This window comes from Arthrobacter pullicola, assembly GCF_014836875.1.
In the GTDB taxonomy this organism is placed as follows: domain Bacteria; phylum Actinomycetota; class Actinomycetes; order Actinomycetales; family Micrococcaceae; genus Arthrobacter_B; species Arthrobacter_B pullicola.
Map to the genome: position 1 here is coordinate 300,707 of NZ_JACSQC010000004.1, position 21,401 is coordinate 322,107.

Below are 21,401 nucleotides of genomic sequence, written 5' to 3' on the forward strand. Positions count from 1 at the left end.
GGCCGCCTAAGCGGAACCGCTGGCCGGGCTGCCGGGCCACGGACCCTGAGATCCGGCGGCGGAGCCTGGATCTGCGGCGCGGCCCGGGACGGTGTCCGGCGAATCTGTTCCGGCGAGTTCCTGGTCTTTCATCAGCGCGATGTCGAAGCCCTCCCGCCGGATCCGCAGGTCGATGTACAGCAGGGACGTGACAGTGGACTGGAACGCGTAACCGATGGCACCGAAGAGGGTGGACACGGCGGTGGTCAAAACGAGCACCGGGACCAGTGAGGAGAAGTCACCGGCCGCGGCGTCGGGGGTCCCAAAGGACGCGAACAGCGTAATGAGCATGGTGATCGGTGTGCTGATCACCGAAACAATGATCGAAACGATGAGGCTGGTGAGCAGCAGGATCCCGAAGGTGCGCCACCAGTTGCGCCGGGTAAGTGACCAGGAGCGGCCGATGGCGGCGAAAACACCGCGGGGTTCCAGGACCAGCGCGGCGGGGGCCAGTGCGAGCTTCACGGACAGCCAGGCGAACACGGCGGTGACGCCCAGGACGCCAAGAACAGTCAGGAAGACACCGGAAGCGCCAAGTAATTCAATGACGAAGACGACGCTGAAGACGAAGGCGGTGATGCCCACCGCCGATGCTGCCAGGAGCAGCAGTGACAGGCCGGCCAGGCGGAGCAGCGATCCCCTGGCCAGGCGCCAGGTCTGCCCGAAGCCGGTCTTGAGGTTCAGGATCGCCCGGGCCACCGGAATGACCAGCAGGCCCTGCATGCCGAGAAGCCCGACGACGGACAGGATGGTCAGCGCGGTGCCCCCGGTCAGGGCTGTGGCGCCCAGCGAAAGCGCTTCGGCGTCGGTCAGCTCCGATTCAATGTCGAGGCTGGCAAGGGGGCCCAGCAGGGTCTGCCCAAAAATAACGGTCAGGACGGCGATCACGCCCTGGATGAGAATCGCCGTGCCGAAGGTGGCCGCCGGGTTGCGCCGGCACGCCTGGAACGCACCGTCCAGAATCTCGCCTAGCCCCAGGGGACGGAGGGGGATAACACCCGGCTTGGGCGGTGCAGTGTACTGCCCGCCCGCGGGATGTGCACCAAAGGGGCCAGTCCCGTAGGGTGGCTGTCCCCAGCCCGGAGCCTGACCTGCCGGGGGACCGTAGGGGACCTGTCCCCAGCCCGGCTGCTGCCCCCATTGCGGCTGCTGGCCCCACTGAGGCTGCTGCGGTTGCGCGCCCCAGGGAGGCTGGGGAACGGATGGCCGGTTCGTGCCGGGACCGGGTGCTCCCTGGGGTGCTTCGGCGTCGGCCGCGGCACCGGGATCCGGTTCGTTGTGATTATCCTGACTCATCCGCAGCCCCCGCTTTTCGGTACATCATTTTGTTTCTCCTAGTCCGACTATAGTTTCTGCGGGCGCTGACCGGGACCCGGCAGGCCGTGGCGAAAATATGCCCGCCGGGGTGATAGGGATACCATGGGCTATTCCGGCGTACTGCGGCTCCTTCCAGCAAGGACCCGGCAGCACGCGTATTTTTATGCGCAGCCGGCCGCTCGTCCCCGGCATATCCCTGGGACGGCATGGCCGGACCGACGGAATCAGCAAGCCTGGCGCCAGGGAACGTTGCGCGGCAGCCGGGGGCGTCCAATGCCCAACCGGGGCGGGAAGTAGTGGGGAACTGGGAAGCATGAAGGCACGGATACTGGTCGTAGACGATGACGAAGCGCTGGCCGAAATGATCGGCATTGTGCTCCGGAACGACGGTTTCGACCCCGTCTTCTGCGCTGATGGCGCCCAGGCGCTGGAGATTTTCCGCGGCTCGAAGCCCGATCTGGTGCTGCTGGACCTCATGCTGCCCGGGATGGACGGAATCGAAGTCTGCCGCCAGATCCGGGCCGAATCAGACCTTCCCATCGTCATGCTGACCGCCAAATCCGATACCGCCGACGTCGTCCGCGGACTGGAATCGGGTGCCGACGACTACGTACCCAAACCCTTCAAGCCGGCCGAGTTGGTCGCCCGGGTCCGGGCACGCCTGCGCCCGGTGGATTCCAAGTCCCCGGAAACCCTCTCCATCGGGGAGATCAGTATTGATGTTGCAGGGCATTCAGTCGCCCGCGGCAGCGAGCGCATCGCGCTGACTCCGCTGGAGTTCGATCTCCTTGTCGCCCTGGCACGCAAACCCTGGCAGGTGTTCACCCGGGAGATGCTGCTGGAGCAGGTCTGGGGCTACCGGCATGCGGCCGACACCCGGTTGGTGAACGTGCACGTGCAGCGGCTTCGGTCCAAGATCGAGCGTGATCCGGAAGCTCCCGAAATCGTCCTGACGGTCCGCGGTGTCGGTTACAAAGCCGGCCAAAACTAGTCCCGGCTCCGCCGCCTCCATGGCAGCGGAGCCGCGCAGCACACCTGCGCGCGGAAAAACACGCAGGGAACGCAGAACCCGCGCGGTGTCTGCACTCCGGCGGGCGGCCGGCGCCGTCAACCGGGCGACCATCGCGCGGATTGCGGTCCGCTGGCGGCGGTCCCTGCAATTCAAGACGGTGCTGGCTACCCTGCTCCTGGTCATCGTTGCCTGCGGCGGAATCGGTGCGTTCCTCTCCCACCAGATTGCCGGTGCCCTGTACGAGGAACGCCTGACCCAGTTCCGGGCTGAAGCAACTTCCGGCCTCAGCAGCGTTAAGGAGAATTTCCGCACCACGGCGGCCACAGACCGGGAAGGCACCGAACGGCTGGTCTCCAACACCCTTTCGCTGCTCGAGGGCCGAGGCGCGGAAACCCCGCGGCGGTACCTCCTCACCCCGCTGCCCGGGCAGGAAAATCTCTTTGTCTCACCGCTGGGCGACGGCATTACCGCCAGCGGCATCCCGGCGCCACTCGCGGAGTCCGTTGCGGGGCTGGACCCGGAGGGGGAAGACGTCGTCTACTGGTCGGCGCTGGCGCTGGCCCACGGCGAGCCCGGCCTTGCCTTCGGCACAAAGGTCACCCTGCCCCCGGACCGCTCCGAATACGCGCTGTACCTGATCTATGACCTCTCCACCATGCAGCAGACCCTCAATGACATTCATGGGATCCTGTGGATCGCCGGTGGACTGCTGCTGGTGATTATCGGCACCATCGCCTGGGTGGTGACCAAGGCCGGTGTCGGCGCCGTGAGCGCCGCCGCGTCCGTCTCCGAGAAGCTGGCCGCCGGTGAGCTGCAGGAACGGATGGAGGTCAAGGGCGAGGACGAAGTAGCCCGTCTGGCCGCGTCGTTCAACCACATGGCGGCCACCCTGCAGGACCAGATCACCCAGCTTGCCCAGCTCTCCCGGATGCAGCAGGGCTTCGTTTCCGACGTCTCCCACGAGCTCCGGACGCCCCTGACCACGGTTCGGATGGCAGCCGAGGTTCTCTACGACGCCCGCGAAGGCTTCGACCCGATCAGCAAACGGTCCACGGAACTGCTCTACCACCAGGTGGAACGCTTCCAGGCTCTGCTGGCCGACCTGCTGGAGATCAGCCGGTTCGACGCCGGCGCTGCCGAGCCGGACCTCGAAGCGGCCGACATCCTGGGCATCGTGCGGGACGTGGTGGAAGCAACCGAGCCGCTGGCCCTGAACAACGGCTCCGAGGTCCGGGTCGTCTGCCGTGAAGACAGGGTGGTCGTTGACGCCGATCCGCGGCGGATCGAGAGGATTGTGCGGAACCTGGTGGTGAACGCGCTCGAACACGGCGAGGGCAAGCCGGTCGAAATCGCCGTCGCCACGAACGCCGACGCCGTCGGGGTGGCCGTGCGCGACTATGGCATCGGAATGACCGACGATGCAGCCGCGCGTGTTTTTGACCGCTTCTGGCGGGCCGACCCGGCCCGCGCCCGAACCACTGGAGGCAGCGGGCTGGGGCTGGCCATTGCGGCCGAGGACACCCGCCTGCACGGCGGCTGGCTGGAAGCCTGGGGGAGCCTGGGCGAGGGAGCCTGCTTCCGGCTCACCCTGCCGCGCAGGCATGGCGGCACCATCGCGGCTTCCCCGGTTCCGCTCTCGCCGCAGGACGTGCCGCTGCCGGCAGCTCCCCGTGCACTGTCCGCACCACCCCGTGCCGCCCAGGAGGATACCCATGGCTAGGAAACCGGCCGCTCCCGGCACAACGCTCGCGTTCCTGATCGCCGCCCTGTTTTTCCTGGCCGGATGTTCCTCCATCCCCACCGTCGGCCCAGTGGGCACCGCTACCGCCAGCGCCGGCGGAAGTGCGCTCTCCAACCAGCTGAGCTACAGCCCGCCGGGACCCGCAGAGGACGCCGGCCCGCAGGAGATCATCGACGGCTTCATTACCGCCGGCGTGGGCGCGGCTGAGGACTACAGTGCCGCGCGTGAATTCCTCACGGCCGAGCTGGCGGCCTCCTGGGTGCCCAGCGAACGTGTGGTCATCTACGGGGCTGATCCCAACGTCGTCCCGCTCCCGGAACCCAATGCTTTCCAGATCCAGCTTGAAGTTGTGGCCTCCGTTAACGCGAAGGGTGTCCGGACCGAGTCCGCTCCGGGCACCACCGAGACCATCCAGGTCCGGCTGGCCCAAAACGCAGACGAAGAGTGGAGGATCAGCGGCATTCCCAACGGCGTGATGATCTCCGACGTTATGTTCCCGACGGTGTTCCAGGCCCACAATCTCTATTTCTACTCCAGTACCTACCGCTACTGGGTTCCGGATACCCGCTGGTTCGTCCAGCGCTCCGGCATGGCTGCCTCGGTGGTCAATGCGATGCTGGCTGGTCCGGCATCCTACCTGCAGGGCGCAGTCACCAGCGCTTTCCCGGCGGAAACCTCGCTGGCGCGGGACGCGGTGCCCGTCGTTTCCGGTGTTGCCTCGGTCGATTTTTCCGCCGAGGTACTGGAAGACTCCAGCGATCTGAGCAGGCAGCAGATGGCCCTCCAGCTGGAACAGAACCTCCGCCAGCTCAACAACGTGAACTCCGTCGAGATGACAGTGAACCAGCGGCCCGTTGACCTGGGACCGGAAAGCAGTGACCTGATTCCCGTCCAGGAGGATCCCTCCGTTGGCAACACCCAGGTGGCAGTCGCCGGCGAAGAACTGACGTTCTTCCGCGACCGCCAGGCGCTGCCGATAGCGAACCTTCCCGATGTCTCGGAATTTGCCCCCCGGGAGCCGGCGGTCTCCGTCGATCTGGCGACCATCGCCTTCCTGTCCGGCGACCGGAGCACCCTGCTCGTGACCGGTCCGGACAAGGACGTGGCACCTGTGGCGGCGGGCAGCAGCCTCAGCGGTCCCAGCATTGACCCGGAAGGCTGGATCTGGTCGGCCTCAGGCGGAGAGGACGGCGGAGGGGGATCGAAGCTGATTGCCGTGGGACCGGATCTGCGTGCAGCCAATCCTGCCGGCCTCACGCCTTCCTGGCTGGCTGATATGAGCGTGCGTGACCTGCGGATCTCGCGGGACGGTGCCCGGGCGCTCCTCGTGGTGGAGCAGGGCGGCGCCAGCCGTGTCCTGATCTCTGGCGTCGTGCGTTCTTCGGACGGGACGCCGCAGACGCTGACCACGCCGTTCGAACTATGGACCGCGGATCCCGTCACGACTGCGGTCTGGGTCGGCGAGACCGAAGTGGCGGCCCTCCAAAAGGGCCAGGATGAGGCGCTTACCCCGGTGATTCTGGACCTGGCCGCTGAGAACCGTGTCCTGGCCCCCTGGGAAGGGAGCTTCGGGCTCAGCGGGGGTGACGGAGCGGAGGACCTGTTCGTTCAGACCCCCGACGCGGTCTACAAGAAACTTGGCAACGGCTGGATCAAGGAAATCGACGGCCTTCGGGATCCGGCCTTCCCCGGATAGGGCTCCGCCCACACCCCTCCGGCACGGATACGCGTCTGTTCCAGCAGCACTTCCTGCACCTCACACTCTTCCTCCACACCGGCTGGACTGGAGGATACCTGCCGCCGTTGTCCCCTGTGAGACTCTCTTCCGCCGGTGCCCGGCACGGGACGCCCGATGCTGGGGGCATGATCGTTCTGGACAGATTGGAGCTCTGGCTCACCCGCCCCGCCGCCGAGCTTCTGCTGCAGGCCGGCAGGGAACTGCGAGCCGTGCTGCTGCCAGTGGCCTGCGTGGTCTGCGGCCTGCCTGACGAACCCCTGTGCCCGCCCTGTGCCGGCAACCTGCGGCACAGTACGCTGCATCCGTTCAACGCGGCGGCCGAAGCTGAACTCCTTCCGCCGCGGTCCGCAGACGCAGATCCCGGCGGGGACTTCGAGCCGCTGCCGGTAACCGCCGCCGGGTACTACCGGTCCGGACTGGCCAGGGTGCTGCTCGCCTGCAAGAACCACGGATCCACGGGACTCAAGGTGGTCCTGGCCTCGGCTTTGGCGCGGGCGCTCCACGCCCACCCGGACACGGGGTCCGGACCACTGGTGCTGGTTCCGGTGCCCGGCAGCGCCGGAGCACGGCGCCGGCGTGGCTATGATCCGCTGCGTTTGATTCTCCAGGCAGCGGATCACCGCGGACTGCTGCCCCGGGGCATACGGATTGGGTATCTGCTGGGCTACCGGCGCCTGCCGCTGGCAATGCGTTGGGCTGCCCGCGGCCCCGGCGGTCCCGGCGGGCAAAAGGCCCTGGGCGCCAGGGCACGGCGGAAGAATGTCCACGGCACCATGAGTGCCGGCGGACCCGGAAGCCTGCACGGGGTCAGGGTGCTGGTCGCTGACGATGTCCTCACCACCGGAGCCACGATCGCCGAAGCCGTGCGTGCCCTGCGCGCAGCCGGAGCCGAGGTGGCCGGTGCCGTCGTCATTGCCGCCGCGCGTGCTCCGTCGCGGAGGGAATAATGTGCCGCTGCGGGCGGCTGCGTCCGGGTGGCAAAGACTCTTCCGCGCAGCGCGGAAGACCGGAAGATGAATTAACCTCCGGTGTGATCTAACGTGTTGGATATGGACTGCTTCAAGCAAAGGAGCAATCCTGCGGCAGCGGCCGCGGAGGAAACTGGCAGCGGCCGTTGTTGTGTCACCGAAGAATATTGGAGGGCACCATGGAATTCATGATCAGCGGACGCAATGTTGCAGTATCCGATCGGTTCCGTCAATACGCCGCCGACAAGATCGGCAAGGTCGAGAACCTCGGAGATAAGGTGCAGCGGGTTGACGCCCGAGTCACCAAGCATCAGAACATCCGCGAAGCCGACAGCTCCCTCACCGTGGAATTGACGGTCGTCGGCCGAGGACCCGTAGTCCGGGCCGAGGCTTCCTCCGCGGACAAGTTTGCGGCTTTTGACCTCGCCTACGCCAAGCTTTTGCAGCGTCTGCGCCGTGCCAGTGACCGGCGCAAGGTACACCACGGCCGGCACACCCCGGTTCCGGTCCGGGTAGCCACGGCCGGCCTGGACCCGGTCAGCAGCACAGAACCTCTTTCCGACCAGTTCGCCGTGAAGGAAAACGAACCAGTGGACGGCAACGAAGCCGACCAGGAGCAGCAGGCCGGTGATTGTCCGGTCCTGATCCGCCGCAAGGTTTTCCCGGGCACCCCCATGAGCCTTGACGACGCCGTCGACAATATGGAGCTGGTCGGTCACGACTTCTATCTGTTCGTGGATTCCGCCACTGGCGCCCCTTCGGTGGTTTACCGCCGCAAGGGCTGGACGTACGGCGTGATCACCCTGGACTCCAAGTGCGCCGAAGGCACTGAGGAGATCCGTGAAGAACTGCGTGGTTACCGGGATGGAGCTCCCGTTCCCGGGGAGGTACGGGCTACCGCCTGACCCCGGGCGGGCCTGCCTAGGATAGGGGCATGTCTCCCGCCTTGACCCCGGACCAGGCCCGCCGCACCGTCCTCGGTGCGCAGCAGTTAGCCACGACGCGGCCCGCCAGCCCTACCGCAGGGCAGGTGGGCCGCGTTTTTAATGCACTGGCACTGCTGCAGATTGACTCGGTCAACGTCCTGACGCGCAGCCACTACCTGCCGCTCTTCTCCCGGCTGGGATCCTACGACCGTGCCCTGCTGGATCGGATGTCCTCGAGGCATCCCCGGAAGATGGTCGAGTACTGGGCACACGAAGCCAGCTACATCCGGCCGGAGCTGTTCGCCGATCTGCGGGTATGGCAGCGCCGGACCTGGATGAGTGCCCGGGACCTGCCGCAGGAGCTGCGTGCAGAAGTGTCTGTTGCTGTTCTGGATCTGCTTGAGCAGAAGCATCCGCTGAGCGCCCGGCAGATTGAGGCGCTGCTGGGCCGTCAGGCCAGCACGGCGGCGGCCAAGTCCTGGGGCTGGAACTGGAGTGCGGTGAAACGCGTGTTGGAGGATCTTTTTGAACAGGGCATCATCACCTCCGCCGGCCGCAGCGCCCAGTTTGAGCGGCTGTACGCACCCACCGGAGCCATACACCCGCACGGAGCCGGAGCCCTGGAGAGCCCGGACCGCACCGAGGCCCTGCTGCGGCTGACCGAGACCGCCGCGCGGTCCCTCGGCGCCGCGACAGCCAACGCGCTCGCGGACTATTTCCGGCTGCCGGTGCGGGACACACTCGCGGCGGCCAGGACCCTCACCGCCGGAGGCCGGCTGGAGGAAATCGAGGTCGCCGGGTGGAAGGGGCCGGTGTTCCTGCACCCTGAGGCGACCACGCCGCGCCAGGCCCGGGGGAGGGCCCTGCTGAGTCCCTTCGACTCCCTGGTTTTTGATCGGCGGCGCCTGCAGGAGGTGTTCGGAATCGAGTACCGGATCGAAATCTATACGCCTGCACACAAACGCCGGTACGGCTACTACGTGCTGCCGTTCCTGCTCGGCGACCGGATTGTGGCCCGGGTTGACCTGAAAGCGGACCGCGCCGGGGGAGTGCTGCTGGTCCAGTCCGCGCACCTCGAGCCGGAGGCACCGGGAAACACCGACGTTGAGCTTGCCGCGGAATTAGCGCTGATGGCACAGTGGCTGGGCCTTTCAGAGGTTATGGTAAGACCTGTGGGCAACCTTGCGCCCGCCCTTAAACTGGCAGTTAACCGTGATTAACCCGAGCCGGGAACCGAGGCGACCTGCCGGACGTCTCTCACGTAGACTGGGGACGCCAGAAAACGGCAACACTAGATTGGGAGCAAATCAGTGGCATCACTTCTCGAACGAGTTCTTCGCACCGGTGACAAGAAAACGCTGAAAACACTGCGGATCTACGCCGACGCGATCAACGTGCTCGAGGACGAGTTCAAGGGCATGAGCGATGCCGAACTGCGTGCCGAGACGGACAAGCTCAGGGAACGCCACGCAGACGGTGAGTCCCTGGACGACCTGCTGCCCGAATCCTTCGCCCTGGTCCGCGAAGCGGCCGGACGCACCCTCGGGATGCGGCACTTCGACGTGCAGATGATGGGCGGAGCAGCCCTGCACCTGGGCAACATCGCCGAGATGAAGACCGGTGAAGGTAAAACCCTGGTCGCCACCGCACCCGCTTTCCTCAATGCCCTGACCGGCCGGGGCGTGCACGTCGTCACCGTCAACGACTACCTGGCCGAGTACCAGTCAGACCTGATGGGACGCGTCTTCCGCTTCCTGGGCATGTCCACCGGCTGCATCCTGGCGAACCAGGATCCGGCCACCCGCCGGGAACAGTACGCCGCTGACATCACCTACGGAACCAACAATGAATTCGGCTTCGACTACCTGCGCGACAACATGGCCTGGAGTGCCAACGAGCTTGTCCAGCGCGGCCATAACTTTGCCATCGTCGACGAGGTGGACTCCATCCTCATTGACGAGGCCCGGACCCCGCTGATCATTTCCGGTGCTGCCAGCGGCGACGTGAACCGCTGGTACACGGAGTTCGCGAAGGTCGTCCAGCGGCTTTCCCTCGACACGGACTATGAGGTTGACGAGAAGAAGCGCACCGTCGGCGTCCTGGAAGCCGGGATCGAAAAGGTCGAAGACTACCTGGGCATCACCAACCTCTACGAGGCCGCCAATACCCCGCTCATCGGCTTCCTGAACAACGCCATCAAGGCCAAGGAACTGTTCAAGCGGGACAAGGACTACGTGATCCTCAACGGCGAGGTGCTGATCGTCGATGAGCACACCGGACGCATCCTGGCCGGACGCCGCTACAACGAAGGCATGCACCAGGCCATCGAAGCCAAGGAAGGGGTGCAGATCAAGGCCGAAAATCAGACGCTGGCGACGGTCACCCTGCAGAACTACTTCCGCCTGTACGAAAAACTCTCCGGTATGACCGGCACCGCCGAGACCGAGGCCGCCGAGTTCATGAGCACCTACAAGCTCGGGGTAGTGCCGATCCCCACCAACAAGCCGATGGCACGCCTGGACCAGCCCGATCTCATTTACAAGAATGAGGTCGCGAAGTTCGACGCCGTCGTCAAGGACATTGCGGAACGCCATGCCTCGGGCCAGCCGGTGCTGGTCGGCACCACCAGCGTTGAGAAGAGCGAGTATCTTTCCAAACAGCTGGCCAAGGCCGGCATCCGGCATGAAGTGCTCAACGCCAAGAACCATGCCCGTGAGGCAGCGATCGTGGCGCAGGCCGGCCGGAAGGGCGCCGTCACCGTCGCCACGAACATGGCCGGCCGCGGCACCGACATCATGCTCGGCGGCAACGCTGAGTTCAACGCCGTCGCCGAGCTCAACAGCCGCGGACTGGATCCGGCAGAGAACCCCGAAGCTTACGAAGCCGCGTGGCCTGCCGCGCTGGAGAAAGCGCAGGCCGCTGTGGCCGCCGAACACGACGAGGTACGCGCGCTGGGCGGCCTTTACGTGCTGGGCACCGAACGGCACGAATCGCGGCGCATCGACAACCAGCTGCGCGGCCGGTCCGGCCGCCAGGGAGATCCGGGCGAGTCCCGGTTCTACCTGTCGCTGACGGACGACCTCATGCGCCTGTTCAACTCGGGTGCGGCGGAACGCATCATGAACAGCTCTTCGATGCCCGACGACGTGGCACTGGAATCGAAGCTGGTGTCCAAGGCAATCCAGAACGCCCAGGGCCAGGTGGAAGGACGCAACGCCGAACAGCGCAAGAACGTCCTGAAGTACGACGACGTCCTGAACCGCCAGCGTGAAGCCATCTACGGTGACCGCCGGCGGATCCTGGAAGGCGACGACCTGCAGGAAAAGATCGGTTTCTTCCTCGAGGACGTCATCACTGCGATCGTCAATGACGCCACAGCCGAGGGCCACGGGGACGACTGGGATCTCGACACCCTGTGGAAGAACCTGAAAATCGTGTACCCCGTGGGTCTGACGATCGACGAGGTCATCGATGAAGCCGGCAGCAAGTCGGACCTCACCCGGGACTTCCTGGTCAACGAAATCCTCTCCGATGCACGCCTGGCCTACCAGGCACGGGAAGATGCCCTGGGTTCCGAGGCGATGCGTGAACTCGAGCGACGCGTTGTGCTCTCGGTCATCGGCCGCAAATGGCAGGAACACCTCTACGAGATGGACTATCTCAAGGAAGGCATCGGCCTGCGCGCCATGGCGCAGCGCGACCCCCTCGTTGAGTACCAGCGCGAGGGCTTCGTCATGTTCCAGACCATGATGGAGGCCATCCGCGAAGAGAGCATCCGCTACCTTTTCAACGTCGAGGTGCAGGTCAGCCAGCCTGCCGTTCCCGAAGCTCTGCAGGGAGTCAAGGATGCCCGCGGAGTTGTTGGCACACCGGTCATCAAGGCCGCAGGGCTGGAGGCCCCGGAGCAGCCGGCGAGCCTGCAGTTCTCGGCCCCGAACAGCCAGGGGCAGGCTGAAACCCGGATCGAGCGCACTGCACCCGCCAAGAAGAGCGGGACGGTGCCAGGCTCGCAGGCCACTTCGCGCAAGGACGCACGGTCCGCGTCCAAGAAGAAGCGGAAGTAGCTCTTAGCCGATTTCCAGCACGGTGACCTTCCAGAGTCCGCGCCGCAGCTCCAGACGGAGGGCTGCAGCGCGGACTCTGGTCATTTCGGCGGCGGCAACCGAGGCCTCATAAACGCCCGCTGAGATGGGACAGACCCGGACCCGGAGCACCCGGACATTGCGGTGCAGCCGGAGATCGCTGCGTCCGCGCACCAGGTTGGCCCGCAGCTGCAGCCGCTCGAACTCTGCAAGGTCGAGCCACCTCAGCATCTGCTGCAGTGGACGGACTCCGGCCAGAACCTCAAGCGCGCCGACGGTGACGGAGCGCGCAATGGCTTCCACCCGCGCGTCGTCATCCGGCGAACTGGTCCAGTTGGCCCCTGCGGGAAGGGGGTCCGGGCGAAGGGGGCGGACCTCGGCGGGCCGCTGCTGGGGAACGACGGGCGGCGCCTGTCCCGGAACGGTGCCGAACACGGGAGGCCGGGGCGCTGGAACGGGCAAGGGCTCCCCGCTGGCGCGGGCCAGGCCGGCCGCTTCGTGGGCGGGAAGTTCTCCCGGCACGGGAAGGATGATCACGGTTGTCACGGGCTTATTCCTTTCCGAAAGTGCCTAGCCTGCGGGCAAGGGCGGGACCAGGAGGATCTGGCCGGGCAGCAGGACATCCGGGTCCGGGCCGATTGCCAGCCGGTTCAGCTCGTACCACCGGGGCCAGAGCTCGGCGACCTCGGCCACAGTCGCAAGGGATCCAAGCTGCGCCGCCGCCAAATCCCAGAGGGTGTCACCTGCCATCATCGTGACGCTCTCCCCGGACGGAGTTTCTGCCCGGAGTCCAGGCGGGACGAGGAACGAAGGCGGCACCGGATCAGCTGCGGGTTTCCACGCCGGATCCACGGCTGCGGAGTCGCCGCCGCCGCCGGCGGGTTCCAGCTGCCACCGGGGGTCCACCGCCGTTCCCTGCACTACGGCTGCGTTCCGAACCTCAGCCGGCTCCTGACCCTTAGTTCTGCCATAGCCAGTGATTTGTGTTGGCTGGGTGGCGCCGGCAGGCATCGTCTGTCCAGCCTGGGCAGGGGGCGAAGCCAGGGCTGCCGGGACCGGAGCGGCCATCAGCTGGACGCCGAGGGCAGCGGCAGCAAGACGGCGGAGAAACCCTGGGCTTATTCGTCCGAATGCACCGGCAGCCCGTACACGTCCACACCGGGCAAGGACCGCGGACAGGAAAGCAGCAGCGAGTCCCAAGGTCCACCAGCCCAGCACCAGCAGGCCCACCGCGGAAGCCGCCAAGCCGGCGGCGTGCTGCAGGTCGCCCAGCGAATAAACGGGCTGCACATCGGCGGAAAGGCCGCCGGAGCGCAGCTGGATACCGGAGAACAACAGGATCAGCCCGGCCAATACCGCACCAACTGCCTGGAACACGTCTTCGAGATGCCGTCTCACGGTGGTGCCCCTCCTTCGCCGTCTTGAGACAGCGTTGCCGCTGGCCCCTGTCGCACTTCCCGACCGTTTATCCGATTTGCCGGGATTTAGTTTGCTTGGCTTCAACTGAGCTTTTTGATCTCATTTGATGCATTTTGGCTGTGTTCGGATCGATTGATGTCTTTTACTACACAGGTATTCCGCGACTGTCCAGAGTGGGCGGAAAAACCTGCGCTAGCCTTTCCCGATGAGATGGGAAGCGTTGTTCGCGGACTTGGAAGCCCAGCTGGCAGCCGCCGGGCAGTCTGCCCGGGAGGCGGAAATCGCAGACAGGCAACGCGGCGAATCCGCTGCCATCCAATTCGCGGACCGGCTGCGCGGCCAGGTGGGCCGGACGCTCAAGGTGCATCTGGACTCATCCGCTGAGCCGCTGACAGGTGTGCTGGCCCAAATGGGGTCCGGCTGGCTTCTGCTTCGGAGTGCTGCCGGCATGCATCTGGTGCCGCTGGACGCCGTCCGGATGGTCGAGGGCATGGACCGCTTCGCTCTGCCCGACCAGGCAACGGTGAAGCTGGGGCTGCTGGCTGCGCTGAGGGGCCTTGCCAGGGACCGGTATCCGGTTCACCTGCAGCTGCGCGGCGCACTGTCCGGCACCGTGTACGGCAGCATCGACAGGGTGGGCAGGGACTTCCTGGAGCTGGCCGTCCTCGAAACAGGCCAAGCCCGGCGGCGGGACAACGTTGCGACAGCTGCGGTGGTTCCGCTCCGGGAGATCGCCGCCGTCAGCTCGCGTCACTGACGGTCAGCCGGATGCAGGGACATCGGTAAGACTAAGACAGAGACAGGGACAGCGACAGCGTCGGATCCCGTTCCCAGGGCCGGGGTGGCTGGGGAGCCGCGGTGCTAGGCGTCTGCCGCTTCATCCAGCGGCAGCGAGGACCGGGCGGCTGCGGCCTTCCGGTAAGCACCGGCAATGTACTCCTCCAGCTTGGCTGACTCCACCCGCCACTGTCCCCTTCCACCGACCTGGATTGCCGGCAGTTCCCCCGACCGGACCAGGGCATACGTCTGGGACGAGGAAATATTCAGGACCTCGCCAACATCGGCGAGGGTGAGGAACCGCTTCTCCGTCATGGTGCCCACCATCGAACCCTTTCCAGCAATCTGCCGCTGCTGCCCTAGTCTGCCACCGCGCCGTCAGCCCGGCGCACGTTATCCACAATTTCGTGCTGCCACCCGTTCCCATCCTGCACGTTCCACGTCACAATGGCGTCCAACACTCCGCGGGGTGTCCAGAAGGAGCACAAACAGGGGGAAAAATGAGTCTCAAGACGGCAGCGCCCGCAGCGCCTGTCCAGCGTCTCAAGAAACCGTCGTGGAAGGATCCAAGGCTGCTGCTGGGACTGCTGCTGGTCCTCGGATCGGTGGCCGGGGTCACCGCGCTGATGTCCAGCCAGGACCAGACCACCAAGGTGTGGACAGCAGGACGTGACCTGCCTGTGGGGACACCGCTGCAAACCGCGGATTTCGACGTGGTCTCAGTCCGGCTCGGAGACGTCGCCGGGGCGTATCTGGCCGCAGATGAGCCGCTGCCGGAAAACGCGGTAGCCGGGGGACTGATCCGAAAGGGCGAACTCATAGCCCAGGGCGATCTGTCCACGGCGGACCGGCTTGATCGAAAGCCCTTGGGGCTGGACGTCGAAACACCGCTTCCGTCCGGGATCAAGCCTGGCGACCGGATCGATGTCTGGGCATCGCTGCCGGACGGCAGAAATGGTTTCAGCGAACCCAGGCGCCTGCTGGAAGCCGCGGAAATCTCCGAGCTCTCGGTCTCCGAGTCGGTTATTGCCGGAACGGACTCGACCCGGCTGCTGGTCCTCGTCGAGGATCCGGATCTGCCCGGGCTCCTTGGTGCCCTTTCCAACCAGGCGAAAATCGCCGTCGTACCGAATCCTTCAGCCGGATGAGCACCATTCCCATCGTGACTTCAGGCACCGGTACCGCAGAGCTGGTCCAGGGATTGGAGCGGCTGCAGGGACCGGTAACCGTCATCCGCCGCTGCGGGGAACTCACGGAACTCATTGCCGCCTGCCAAAGCGGAATGGCACGGGCCGCAATTGTTGACGACGACGCCGGGGAGCTGACCGCAAGCCTGGCCGAGCGCCTCGCCGCGTCAGGAGTTGCACTCGTTGTCCTCGCGGATGACGAGGAGTCGAGGGCGCGGCTGGAAACACTCGGCATCCAGCATGCGCCCCGGTCACTGGAATCCAGCGCGCTCGCGGCCCTGGTAGCCGAAGCCGTGGCAGGACAGGAGGAACTTTTTACGGCCCGCGGCAGCGCATCCTCCCTCGCGGACCCGGCTGAGATCCTGCGCCGGTGGGAACTGGCGGGCCATGAAGCGGAACCGGCGGAGCCGCCCCCGGACACGCGGGGCACTGTGGTGGCCGTATGGGGCCCTGCCGGAGCACCGGGACGCACCACCCTCGCCTTGAACCTCGCGGCGGAAGCGGCCGCCGCGGGGAGCCGGGTTCTCCTCATCGATGCAGACACCTATGCGCCAAGCATTGCCGCCGCCCTGGGGCTCACCGGGGAATCCGCGGGGGTGGCACAGGCCTGCCGGCTGGCCGACCAGGGATTGCTGGACCCGGCGTCGCTGACCGGCGCCGGGCTGTCGGTGGACATTAAAGGCCAGCGGATGATGGTCCTGACCGGCATCACCCGGTCAGACCGCTGGCTGGAGATCCGCGGCAGCGCGCTGGCCCGCGTCCTGGAACAGTCCCGCGGGGCCGCCGACATAATCGTGGTGGACTGCGGATTCAGTGTCGAGGCAGACGAGGAACTGAGCTTCGACACCATGGCGCCGCGTCGAAACGCAGCAACACTGATCGCACTGGAGCACGCCGACACCATCTACGCGGTGGGGGCTGCGGACCCAGTCGGCGTTCCACGCCTGGTCAGGGCGCTGGGGGAGCTGGAAACCGCGGTGCCGGGCGCAGCCCCGCTGGTGGTACTCAACAAAGTCCGGCGCTCCGCCGCCGGGCGGGGCCCTGAACGCCAGCTCAGCCAGGCCTGGGAGCGTTACGGCCCCGGGAAAATTGATGCATTTCTCCCGGCTGACTGGGACGCAGCTGACGCAGCACTCCTCGCCGGCGCTGCCCTTCTTGAGGCTGCGCCGGCTTCGTCCCTTCGGACAGCGATCGCAGCACTGGCCAACGTTCCGGCCGGAACCCGCCGCAGAAACCGCAGGAGCCGGAAGGCAGGAGCAAAATAAACTTTTCATTGCCAACGAGATAGGCTCGTAACAAACGGGCCGCAATGGGGCGGTTCGTACCAAACGGCGATTTTCGGAGGCGTATTAAATGTCGTCTGGGTCCAACACCACGGATCTTTCCAGTTCGAGTACTTCCCTTGAGGAGTTCATCGGGAACTACTACGAGCATCTGGCGGCTGAGGACGCCGAGCTGTACCCGCAGGAGGTCCTCAGGGAGCGGGCGGAAGAGCACCGCGCCCTGGCCTGGACCCGCCCCGAAGGCACGGCGGCCGTAAATATCTTTGATCAGGGCGATGCCAGCGTCATCCTGATCGTCACCGATGACATGCCGTTCCTGGTCGACTCAGTTACCGCGGAAATCGTACGGCAGAACAGCGGCATCCGCCTCGTGGTCCACCCCACGTTCCTGGCCGCCCGCGACCGGGAAACCGATACCCTCCAGAAGGTGAGGAGGGTGCCTTCGGCTGCCGGAGTCTCCAGTGGTGACACTGCGGCGCTGCCGAACATCTCAGGCCTGCTGGGCGGGGAGAACCAGACTGCGCGGATCGAATCCTGGATTGCCGTCGAAGTTCCCCGGCTGACCGACGCAGACCGCCGCGCTGCCATGATCGATGGACTGGAACGGGTCCTCGCGGACGTCAGCATCGCCGTCCGGGACTGGGCCGGTATGCGGTCGAAGGTCCACGAAATCGCGGGTGGGCTCGATTCGATTACCGGGGCCTCGGACATCCCGGACCTGCAGCAGGCACGTGAACTGCTGACCTGGCTGGACAACGGCAACTTTACGTTCCTGGGCTACCGCGAATATGACCTGTCCAACGAAGACGGGGAGGACGTGCTTCGCGCATCGTCCGGCACCGGCCTCGGACTGCTCCGCCGCAGTTCCGAAGCCGGCAAGGTCCAGCACCTGACGGCTGCCGGGAAGGCAAAGGCACGCGAAAAGCGTGCCCTGGTCATCACCAAGGCGAACTCGCGTTCGACGGTTCACCGCGCGTCCTACTTCGACTACATCGGTGTCAAGCGCTTTGATGAGCAAGGAAATGTCAACGGTGAGCGCCGGTTCATCGGGTTGTTCGCCACCGGAGCCTACACAGGCTCGGTCCGGAATATCCCCATCCTGCGGGACAAGGTGAAGGCCGTGATGCACCGTGCCGGTTTCCCGGCCGACTCCCACTCCGGCAAGGACCTTCTGGCCATTCTGGAAACCTTCCCGCGTGATGAGCTCTTCCAGATCGAGGTCGATGCCCTGCTGGAAACAGCCCGGGGCATCCTGCGGCTGCAGGAACGGCGCCGGACCCGGCTTTTCCTCCGCCCTGACGTCTACGGCCGCTTTATGTCCGCACTGGTGTTCCTGCCGCGTGACCGGTACACCACCTCAGTCCGCCTGCGCATCCAGGACGAACTCCGCTCCACGTTCAATGCCGAATCAATCGACTACGAAGCACGGCTGACGGAGTCGGCCCTCGCGAGGCTCTTCTTCCGCATTCGCCTGCCCAAGGGAGTGGAAATTTCCGACGTCGACGCCGCGGCACTTGAACGCCGGCTGGTCAGTGCGACGCGTTCCTGGCCCGAGGGCATCAATGAGGTGCTCCGCGGCAAGTTCGACCGTGAGCAGTCGGAGCAGCTTTCGGCGCTCTGGGGCGAAGCCTTTCCCATGGATTACCGGGTGGCATATGAGGTCGAGGATGCCCTCGAGGACATCGCCCGGTTCGAGGACCGGCTGCAGAACCCCGATACCGCGCCGGAGCTGTTTGTCTACACCCCGGCAGGCTCCGCTGACGGCGCCGATGCACGCCTGAAGCTATACCTGCTGGAGCCGCGGTCCCTGACCCAGATCCTGCCCTTCCTGCACAACCTCGGACTCGAAGTGCTTGATGAGCGGCCCTTCGAGATCCGCCGCCAGGACGGCGCCGAACTCTTCCTCTACGACTTCGGACTGGAATATCCCGCAGGCGTGGATCCCCTGAAGACCGGCAACCTGCTCGCGGAGGCCTTCCGGGCCGGCAGCTCGGGAGCCAGCGAATCGGATGAGTTTGACCGGCTCGTCCTTGGCCAGAACCTTGGCTGGCGGCAGGTCGTGATCTTCCGCAGCTACGCCAAATACATGCGGCAGATGGGCAACACGAACTCCTACGGATTTATGTCCGACACCCTGATGGCCAACCCGCGGGTTACTGCTGCACTGGTCCGGCTGTTCAGGGCGCGGTTCGACCCGGACACCGCAGACGCCCAGCGCGGCGGCGAACTCGAAGCGGCCCGGGCCGAGCTCGAGGCAGGCCTGGAACAGGTCCCCACCCTGGATGCCGACCGTGTCCTGCGCACGTTCGCCAACCTCATTGAGGCAACCCTGCGGACCAACTTCTACCAGGGCAAGTCCTATGTGAGCAGCAAACTCGATACCGAATCCATCGACGGAGCCCCGTTCCCCCGGCCCAAGTACGAAATCTGGGTCTACTCACCCCGGGTGGAAGGCGTCCATCTGCGCTTCGGCGAGGTGGCCCGCGGCGGGCTGCGCTGGTCGGACCGGCGGGAGGACTTCCGCACGGAAATCCTGGGCCTGGTCAAGGCGCAGACGGTGAAGAACGCCGTAATTGTCCCGACCGGAGCCAAGGGCGGCTTCTACGCCAAGCAGCTTCCTGATCCTGCCGAGGACCGCGGCGCCTGGATGGAAGAGGGCAAGGAAAGCTACCGCACCTTCATCCGCGGCCTGCTGGACATCACTGACAATGTGGTGGTTACGGAGGGCGGCGAGCAGATTGTTCCGCCGCAGCGGGTTGTCCGGCACGACGGCGACGACAGCTACCTGGTCGTCGCTGCCGACAAGGGCACGGCGTCCTTCTCCGATACCGCAAATGCGCTCTCCGCCGAATATGGCTTCTGGCTGGGCGACGCCTTCGCCTCCGGCGGCTCAATCGGTTACGACCACAAGGCCATGGGCATCACGGCGCGGGGTGCGTGGGAATCAGTCAAGCGGCACTTCTCCGAACTTGGTGTCGACACCCAGAGCGAAGATTTCACCACTGCTGGCGTGGGCGATATGAGCGGCGACGTCTTCGGTAACGGAATGCTGCTCTCGGAGCACATCCGGCTCGTGGCCGCGTTTGACCACCGGCATGTCTTCCTGGATCCCAACCCGGATGCTGCGCGGTCCCATGCTGAACGGCGCAGGCTGTTCGAACTCCCGCGTTCTTCCTGGGCTGACTACGATGAATCGCTCATCAGCGAAGGCGGCGGAGTCTACCCGCGCCAGGCCAAGAGCATTCCGGTCAGCGCCCAGGTGCGCGAAGTCCTGGGGCTGGACGCTGGAGTGACCCGGCTGAGCCCGCCGGAACTGCTGCGGGCCATCCTCAAGGCGCCCGTCGATCTGCTGTACAACGGCGGCATCGGCACCTACATCAAGTCCTCTGCCGAGACGAATGCCGAAGTCGGAGACAAAGCCAACGACGGAATCCGCATCGACGGCAGGGACGTGCGGGCCAAGGTTATTGGTGAGGGCGGCAACCTCGGCATGACCCAGCGCGGGCGCATCGAGGCTGCACTGTCCGGTGTCATCCTCAACACCGACGCGATCGACAACTCCGCCGGGGTGGACTGCTCCGACCACGAAGTGAACATCAAGATTTTCGTCGACCGGATGGTCGCAGCAGGACGGCTCGATCCGGCGGAACGCTCGGACTTCCTGCACTCCATGACCGACGAAGTCGGCCGGCTGGTGCTCCAGGACAACATCGACCAGAACATGCTGCTGCTGAACGACCGGCAGCACGTTGTTGAGTGGAGCCCCAGCTTCGAGCGGCTGATGGACTGGCTTGAAGAGCGTGCCGGGCTGGACCGCCAACTCGAAGCGCTCCCGACCAACGAGCAGCTGCGGGCCCGGCTGGCTGACGGACACGGACTCACGGCTCCTGAGCTCGCCGTCCTGGCAGCGTACGCCAAGATCGAACTGTCCAGGGCGCTGACTGCCTCGGACCTGGCCGATGACCCGTACTTCCGCGGTACCCTGCGGAGGTACTTCCCCAAGCAGCTGGTGGAACGGTTCGACGACCAATTGGACAGCCACCCGCTGCGCCGGGAGATCATCTCCACGGTCGTGGCCAACGACATGATCAACATCGGCGGCATCACCTTCGCCTTCCGGGTAATGGAGGAGACCTCCGCCGGCGAGGCGACAGTGGCCCGCGCCTTCAGCGCGCTGCGGGAGATCTACGCGATTGACGACGTCGTTGCTGCGCTGGGCGAGCTGCCGGCAAGCTTCCCCACGGAAACCTGGACCACCATCCACCTCGACATGCGGCGTTTGCTGGACCGTGCCGTGCGCTGGTTCGTGAACCACGTTGGCAGTGGCAGCTCCATTGATGAGGACATCGCGGCGTTCAAGCCGATCGTGGAACCGCTGCGCAAGGACCTGATGCGCTTCATGCGCGGAGGGGACCGCGAACGCGTGGAAGCCGCGATGGAAAAGGCCGCTGCCTGGGACCTCCCGGAAGGGCTCGGCTCCTACTGGGCAGAACAATTCGAGAGCTACGGACTGCTCGACGTTGCCCTGGCAAGCCGCCAGGTCGAGGAGCCGGTGGAGAGCATCGCCGCTGTCTACTATGCGGTGTACGACCGCTACGGGATCGACGATCTGCTGGAGCGGATTACGAAGCTGCCCCGGGGGGACCGCTGGCAGGCACTGGCCAGGGCCGCGCTTCGGGATGACCTGTATTCAACTGTCGCGGACATGACCGTGGCAGCACTGCAGGCCACACCGTCCCTGGCCGAGGGCGATCCGGTGGAACGGCTGGAGGCCTGGGAGCGTGAGAACTCCGAGAACCTGGAACGGGCCACGAAGATGTTCGCCGAGGTCAACGAGCTGGAACAGGATGACATGGCTTCGCTGTCGGTTGCCCTGCGCCTGCTGCGCTCGATCGTCAGGCGCTGACGGAGT

General features: G+C 65.6%; 15 protein-coding genes. 11 read left to right on the plus strand and 4 right to left on the minus strand.

Translation table 11 applies throughout. The features are described 5' to 3' along the window. Nucleotides 1-6: 6 nt before the first annotated feature. On the minus strand, nucleotides 7-1,335 hold the full coding sequence (locus tag H9638_RS10255) for a glycerophosphoryl diester phosphodiesterase membrane domain-containing protein (RefSeq protein WP_191747077.1): 1,329 nt from the start codon (nucleotides 1,333-1,335) through the stop codon (nucleotides 7-9). Between the two features lie 334 nt (nucleotides 1,336-1,669). Here H9638_RS10255 and mtrA point away from each other — a divergent pair, with 334 nt between their 5' ends. From mtrA to secA, 7 genes are all read left to right on the plus strand, one after another. After that, on the plus strand, nucleotides 1,670-2,347 hold the full coding sequence (mtrA, locus tag H9638_RS10260; protein WP_191747078.1) for an MtrAB system response regulator MtrA: 678 nt from the start codon (nucleotides 1,670-1,672) through the stop codon (nucleotides 2,345-2,347). Between the two features lie 19 nt (nucleotides 2,348-2,366). After that, the gene (mtrB, locus tag H9638_RS10265; RefSeq protein WP_191747079.1) at nucleotides 2,367-4,088 is read left to right on the plus strand and encodes an MtrAB system histidine kinase MtrB; all 1,722 of its coding nucleotides are present in this window, start codon (nucleotides 2,367-2,369) and stop codon (nucleotides 4,086-4,088) included. After that, on the plus strand, nucleotides 4,081-5,805 hold the full coding sequence (locus tag H9638_RS10270; protein WP_191747080.1) for an LpqB family beta-propeller domain-containing protein: 1,725 nt from the start codon (nucleotides 4,081-4,083) through the stop codon (nucleotides 5,803-5,805). Before mtrB ends, H9638_RS10270 begins: the two co-directional genes overlap by 8 nt. A 167-nt stretch (nucleotides 5,806-5,972) precedes the next feature. Then, nucleotides 5,973-6,794 (plus strand): ComF family protein, encoded by an 822-nt coding sequence (locus H9638_RS10275; RefSeq protein WP_191747081.1) that lies wholly within the window; start codon nucleotides 5,973-5,975, stop codon nucleotides 6,792-6,794. Between the two features lie 200 nt (nucleotides 6,795-6,994). Continuing rightward, the gene (hpf, locus tag H9638_RS10280; RefSeq protein ID WP_191747082.1) at nucleotides 6,995-7,720 is read left to right on the plus strand and encodes a ribosome hibernation-promoting factor, HPF/YfiA family; all 726 of its coding nucleotides are present in this window, start codon (nucleotides 6,995-6,997) and stop codon (nucleotides 7,718-7,720) included. A 29-nt stretch (nucleotides 7,721-7,749) separates the two neighbouring features. Beyond that, entirely contained in the window at nucleotides 7,750-8,961 is a 1,212-nt protein-coding gene (locus H9638_RS10285; RefSeq protein ID WP_191747083.1) for a winged helix-turn-helix domain-containing protein, read from the plus strand. 90 nt (nucleotides 8,962-9,051) lie between these two features. After that, nucleotides 9,052-11,805, plus strand: coding sequence for a preprotein translocase subunit SecA (gene secA / locus H9638_RS10290; RefSeq protein ID WP_191747084.1), 2,754 nt, complete (start codon nucleotides 9,052-9,054; stop codon nucleotides 11,803-11,805). 3 nt (nucleotides 11,806-11,808) lie between these two features. On the opposite strand, the gene H9638_RS16860 is transcribed toward secA, so the two are convergent. Then, on the minus strand, nucleotides 11,809-12,369 hold the full coding sequence (locus tag H9638_RS16860; RefSeq protein WP_318241849.1) for an Rv3235 family protein: 561 nt from the start codon (nucleotides 12,367-12,369) through the stop codon (nucleotides 11,809-11,811). Nucleotides 12,370-12,393: 24 nt separating this feature from the next. After that, nucleotides 12,394-13,221, minus strand: coding sequence for a LysM peptidoglycan-binding domain-containing protein (locus H9638_RS10300; protein ID WP_191747085.1), 828 nt, complete (start codon nucleotides 13,219-13,221; stop codon nucleotides 12,394-12,396). Nucleotides 13,222-13,447: 226 nt separating this feature from the next. Between H9638_RS10300 and H9638_RS10305 the strand changes: the two genes are divergently transcribed. Continuing rightward, the gene (locus H9638_RS10305) at nucleotides 13,448-13,999 is read left to right on the plus strand and encodes a hypothetical protein (protein ID WP_191747086.1); all 552 of its coding nucleotides are present in this window, start codon (nucleotides 13,448-13,450) and stop codon (nucleotides 13,997-13,999) included. 104 nt (nucleotides 14,000-14,103) lie between these two features. Here H9638_RS10305 and H9638_RS10310 read toward each other — a convergent pair whose 3' ends face one another. Beyond that, the gene (locus tag H9638_RS10310; RefSeq protein ID WP_191747087.1) at nucleotides 14,104-14,334 is read right to left on the minus strand and encodes a helix-turn-helix domain-containing protein; all 231 of its coding nucleotides are present in this window, start codon (nucleotides 14,332-14,334) and stop codon (nucleotides 14,104-14,106) included. 185 nt (nucleotides 14,335-14,519) lie between these two features. Here H9638_RS10310 and H9638_RS10315 point away from each other — a divergent pair, with 185 nt between their 5' ends. From H9638_RS10315 to H9638_RS10325, 3 genes are all read left to right on the plus strand, one after another. Next, nucleotides 14,520-15,167 carry a CpaB family protein gene (locus tag H9638_RS10315; protein WP_191747088.1) on the plus strand — a complete coding sequence of 216 codons (648 nt, stop codon included), beginning with the start codon at nucleotides 14,520-14,522 and terminating at the stop codon, nucleotides 15,165-15,167. After that, the gene (locus H9638_RS10320) at nucleotides 15,164-16,471 is read left to right on the plus strand and encodes an AAA family ATPase (RefSeq protein ID WP_191747089.1); all 1,308 of its coding nucleotides are present in this window, start codon (nucleotides 15,164-15,166) and stop codon (nucleotides 16,469-16,471) included. Before H9638_RS10315 ends, H9638_RS10320 begins: the two co-directional genes overlap by 4 nt. An 88-nt stretch (nucleotides 16,472-16,559) precedes the next feature. Beyond that, nucleotides 16,560-21,395: an NAD-glutamate dehydrogenase gene (locus H9638_RS10325; protein WP_191747090.1), complete on the plus strand. Its 4,836-nt coding sequence runs from the start codon at nucleotides 16,560-16,562 to the stop codon at nucleotides 21,393-21,395. Nucleotides 21,396-21,401 lie beyond the last annotated feature (6 nt).

Coding starts and splice junctions, on each gene's coding strand:
- H9638_RS10255 (WP_191747077.1), bottom strand. CDS start 1,335: ATGAGTCAGGATAATCACAACGAACCGGATCCCGGTGCCGCGGCCGAC.
- mtrA (WP_191747078.1), top strand. CDS start 1,670: ATGAAGGCACGGATACTGGTCGTAGACGATGACGAAGCGCTGGCCGAA.
- mtrB (WP_191747079.1), top strand. CDS start 2,367: ATGGCAGCGGAGCCGCGCAGCACACCTGCGCGCGGAAAAACACGCAGG.
- H9638_RS10270 (WP_191747080.1), top strand. CDS start 4,081: ATGGCTAGGAAACCGGCCGCTCCCGGCACAACGCTCGCGTTCCTGATC.
- H9638_RS10275 (WP_191747081.1), top strand. CDS start 5,973: ATGATCGTTCTGGACAGATTGGAGCTCTGGCTCACCCGCCCCGCCGCC.
- hpf (WP_191747082.1), top strand. CDS start 6,995: ATGGAATTCATGATCAGCGGACGCAATGTTGCAGTATCCGATCGGTTC.
- H9638_RS10285 (WP_191747083.1), top strand. CDS start 7,750: ATGTCTCCCGCCTTGACCCCGGACCAGGCCCGCCGCACCGTCCTCGGT.
- H9638_RS10305 (WP_191747086.1), top strand. CDS start 13,448: ATGAGATGGGAAGCGTTGTTCGCGGACTTGGAAGCCCAGCTGGCAGCC.
- H9638_RS10310 (WP_191747087.1), bottom strand. CDS start 14,334: ATGACGGAGAAGCGGTTCCTCACCCTCGCCGATGTTGGCGAGGTCCTG.
- H9638_RS10315 (WP_191747088.1), top strand. CDS start 14,520: ATGAGTCTCAAGACGGCAGCGCCCGCAGCGCCTGTCCAGCGTCTCAAG.
- H9638_RS10320 (WP_191747089.1), top strand. CDS start 15,164: ATGAGCACCATTCCCATCGTGACTTCAGGCACCGGTACCGCAGAGCTG.
- H9638_RS10325 (WP_191747090.1), top strand. CDS start 16,560: ATGTCGTCTGGGTCCAACACCACGGATCTTTCCAGTTCGAGTACTTCC.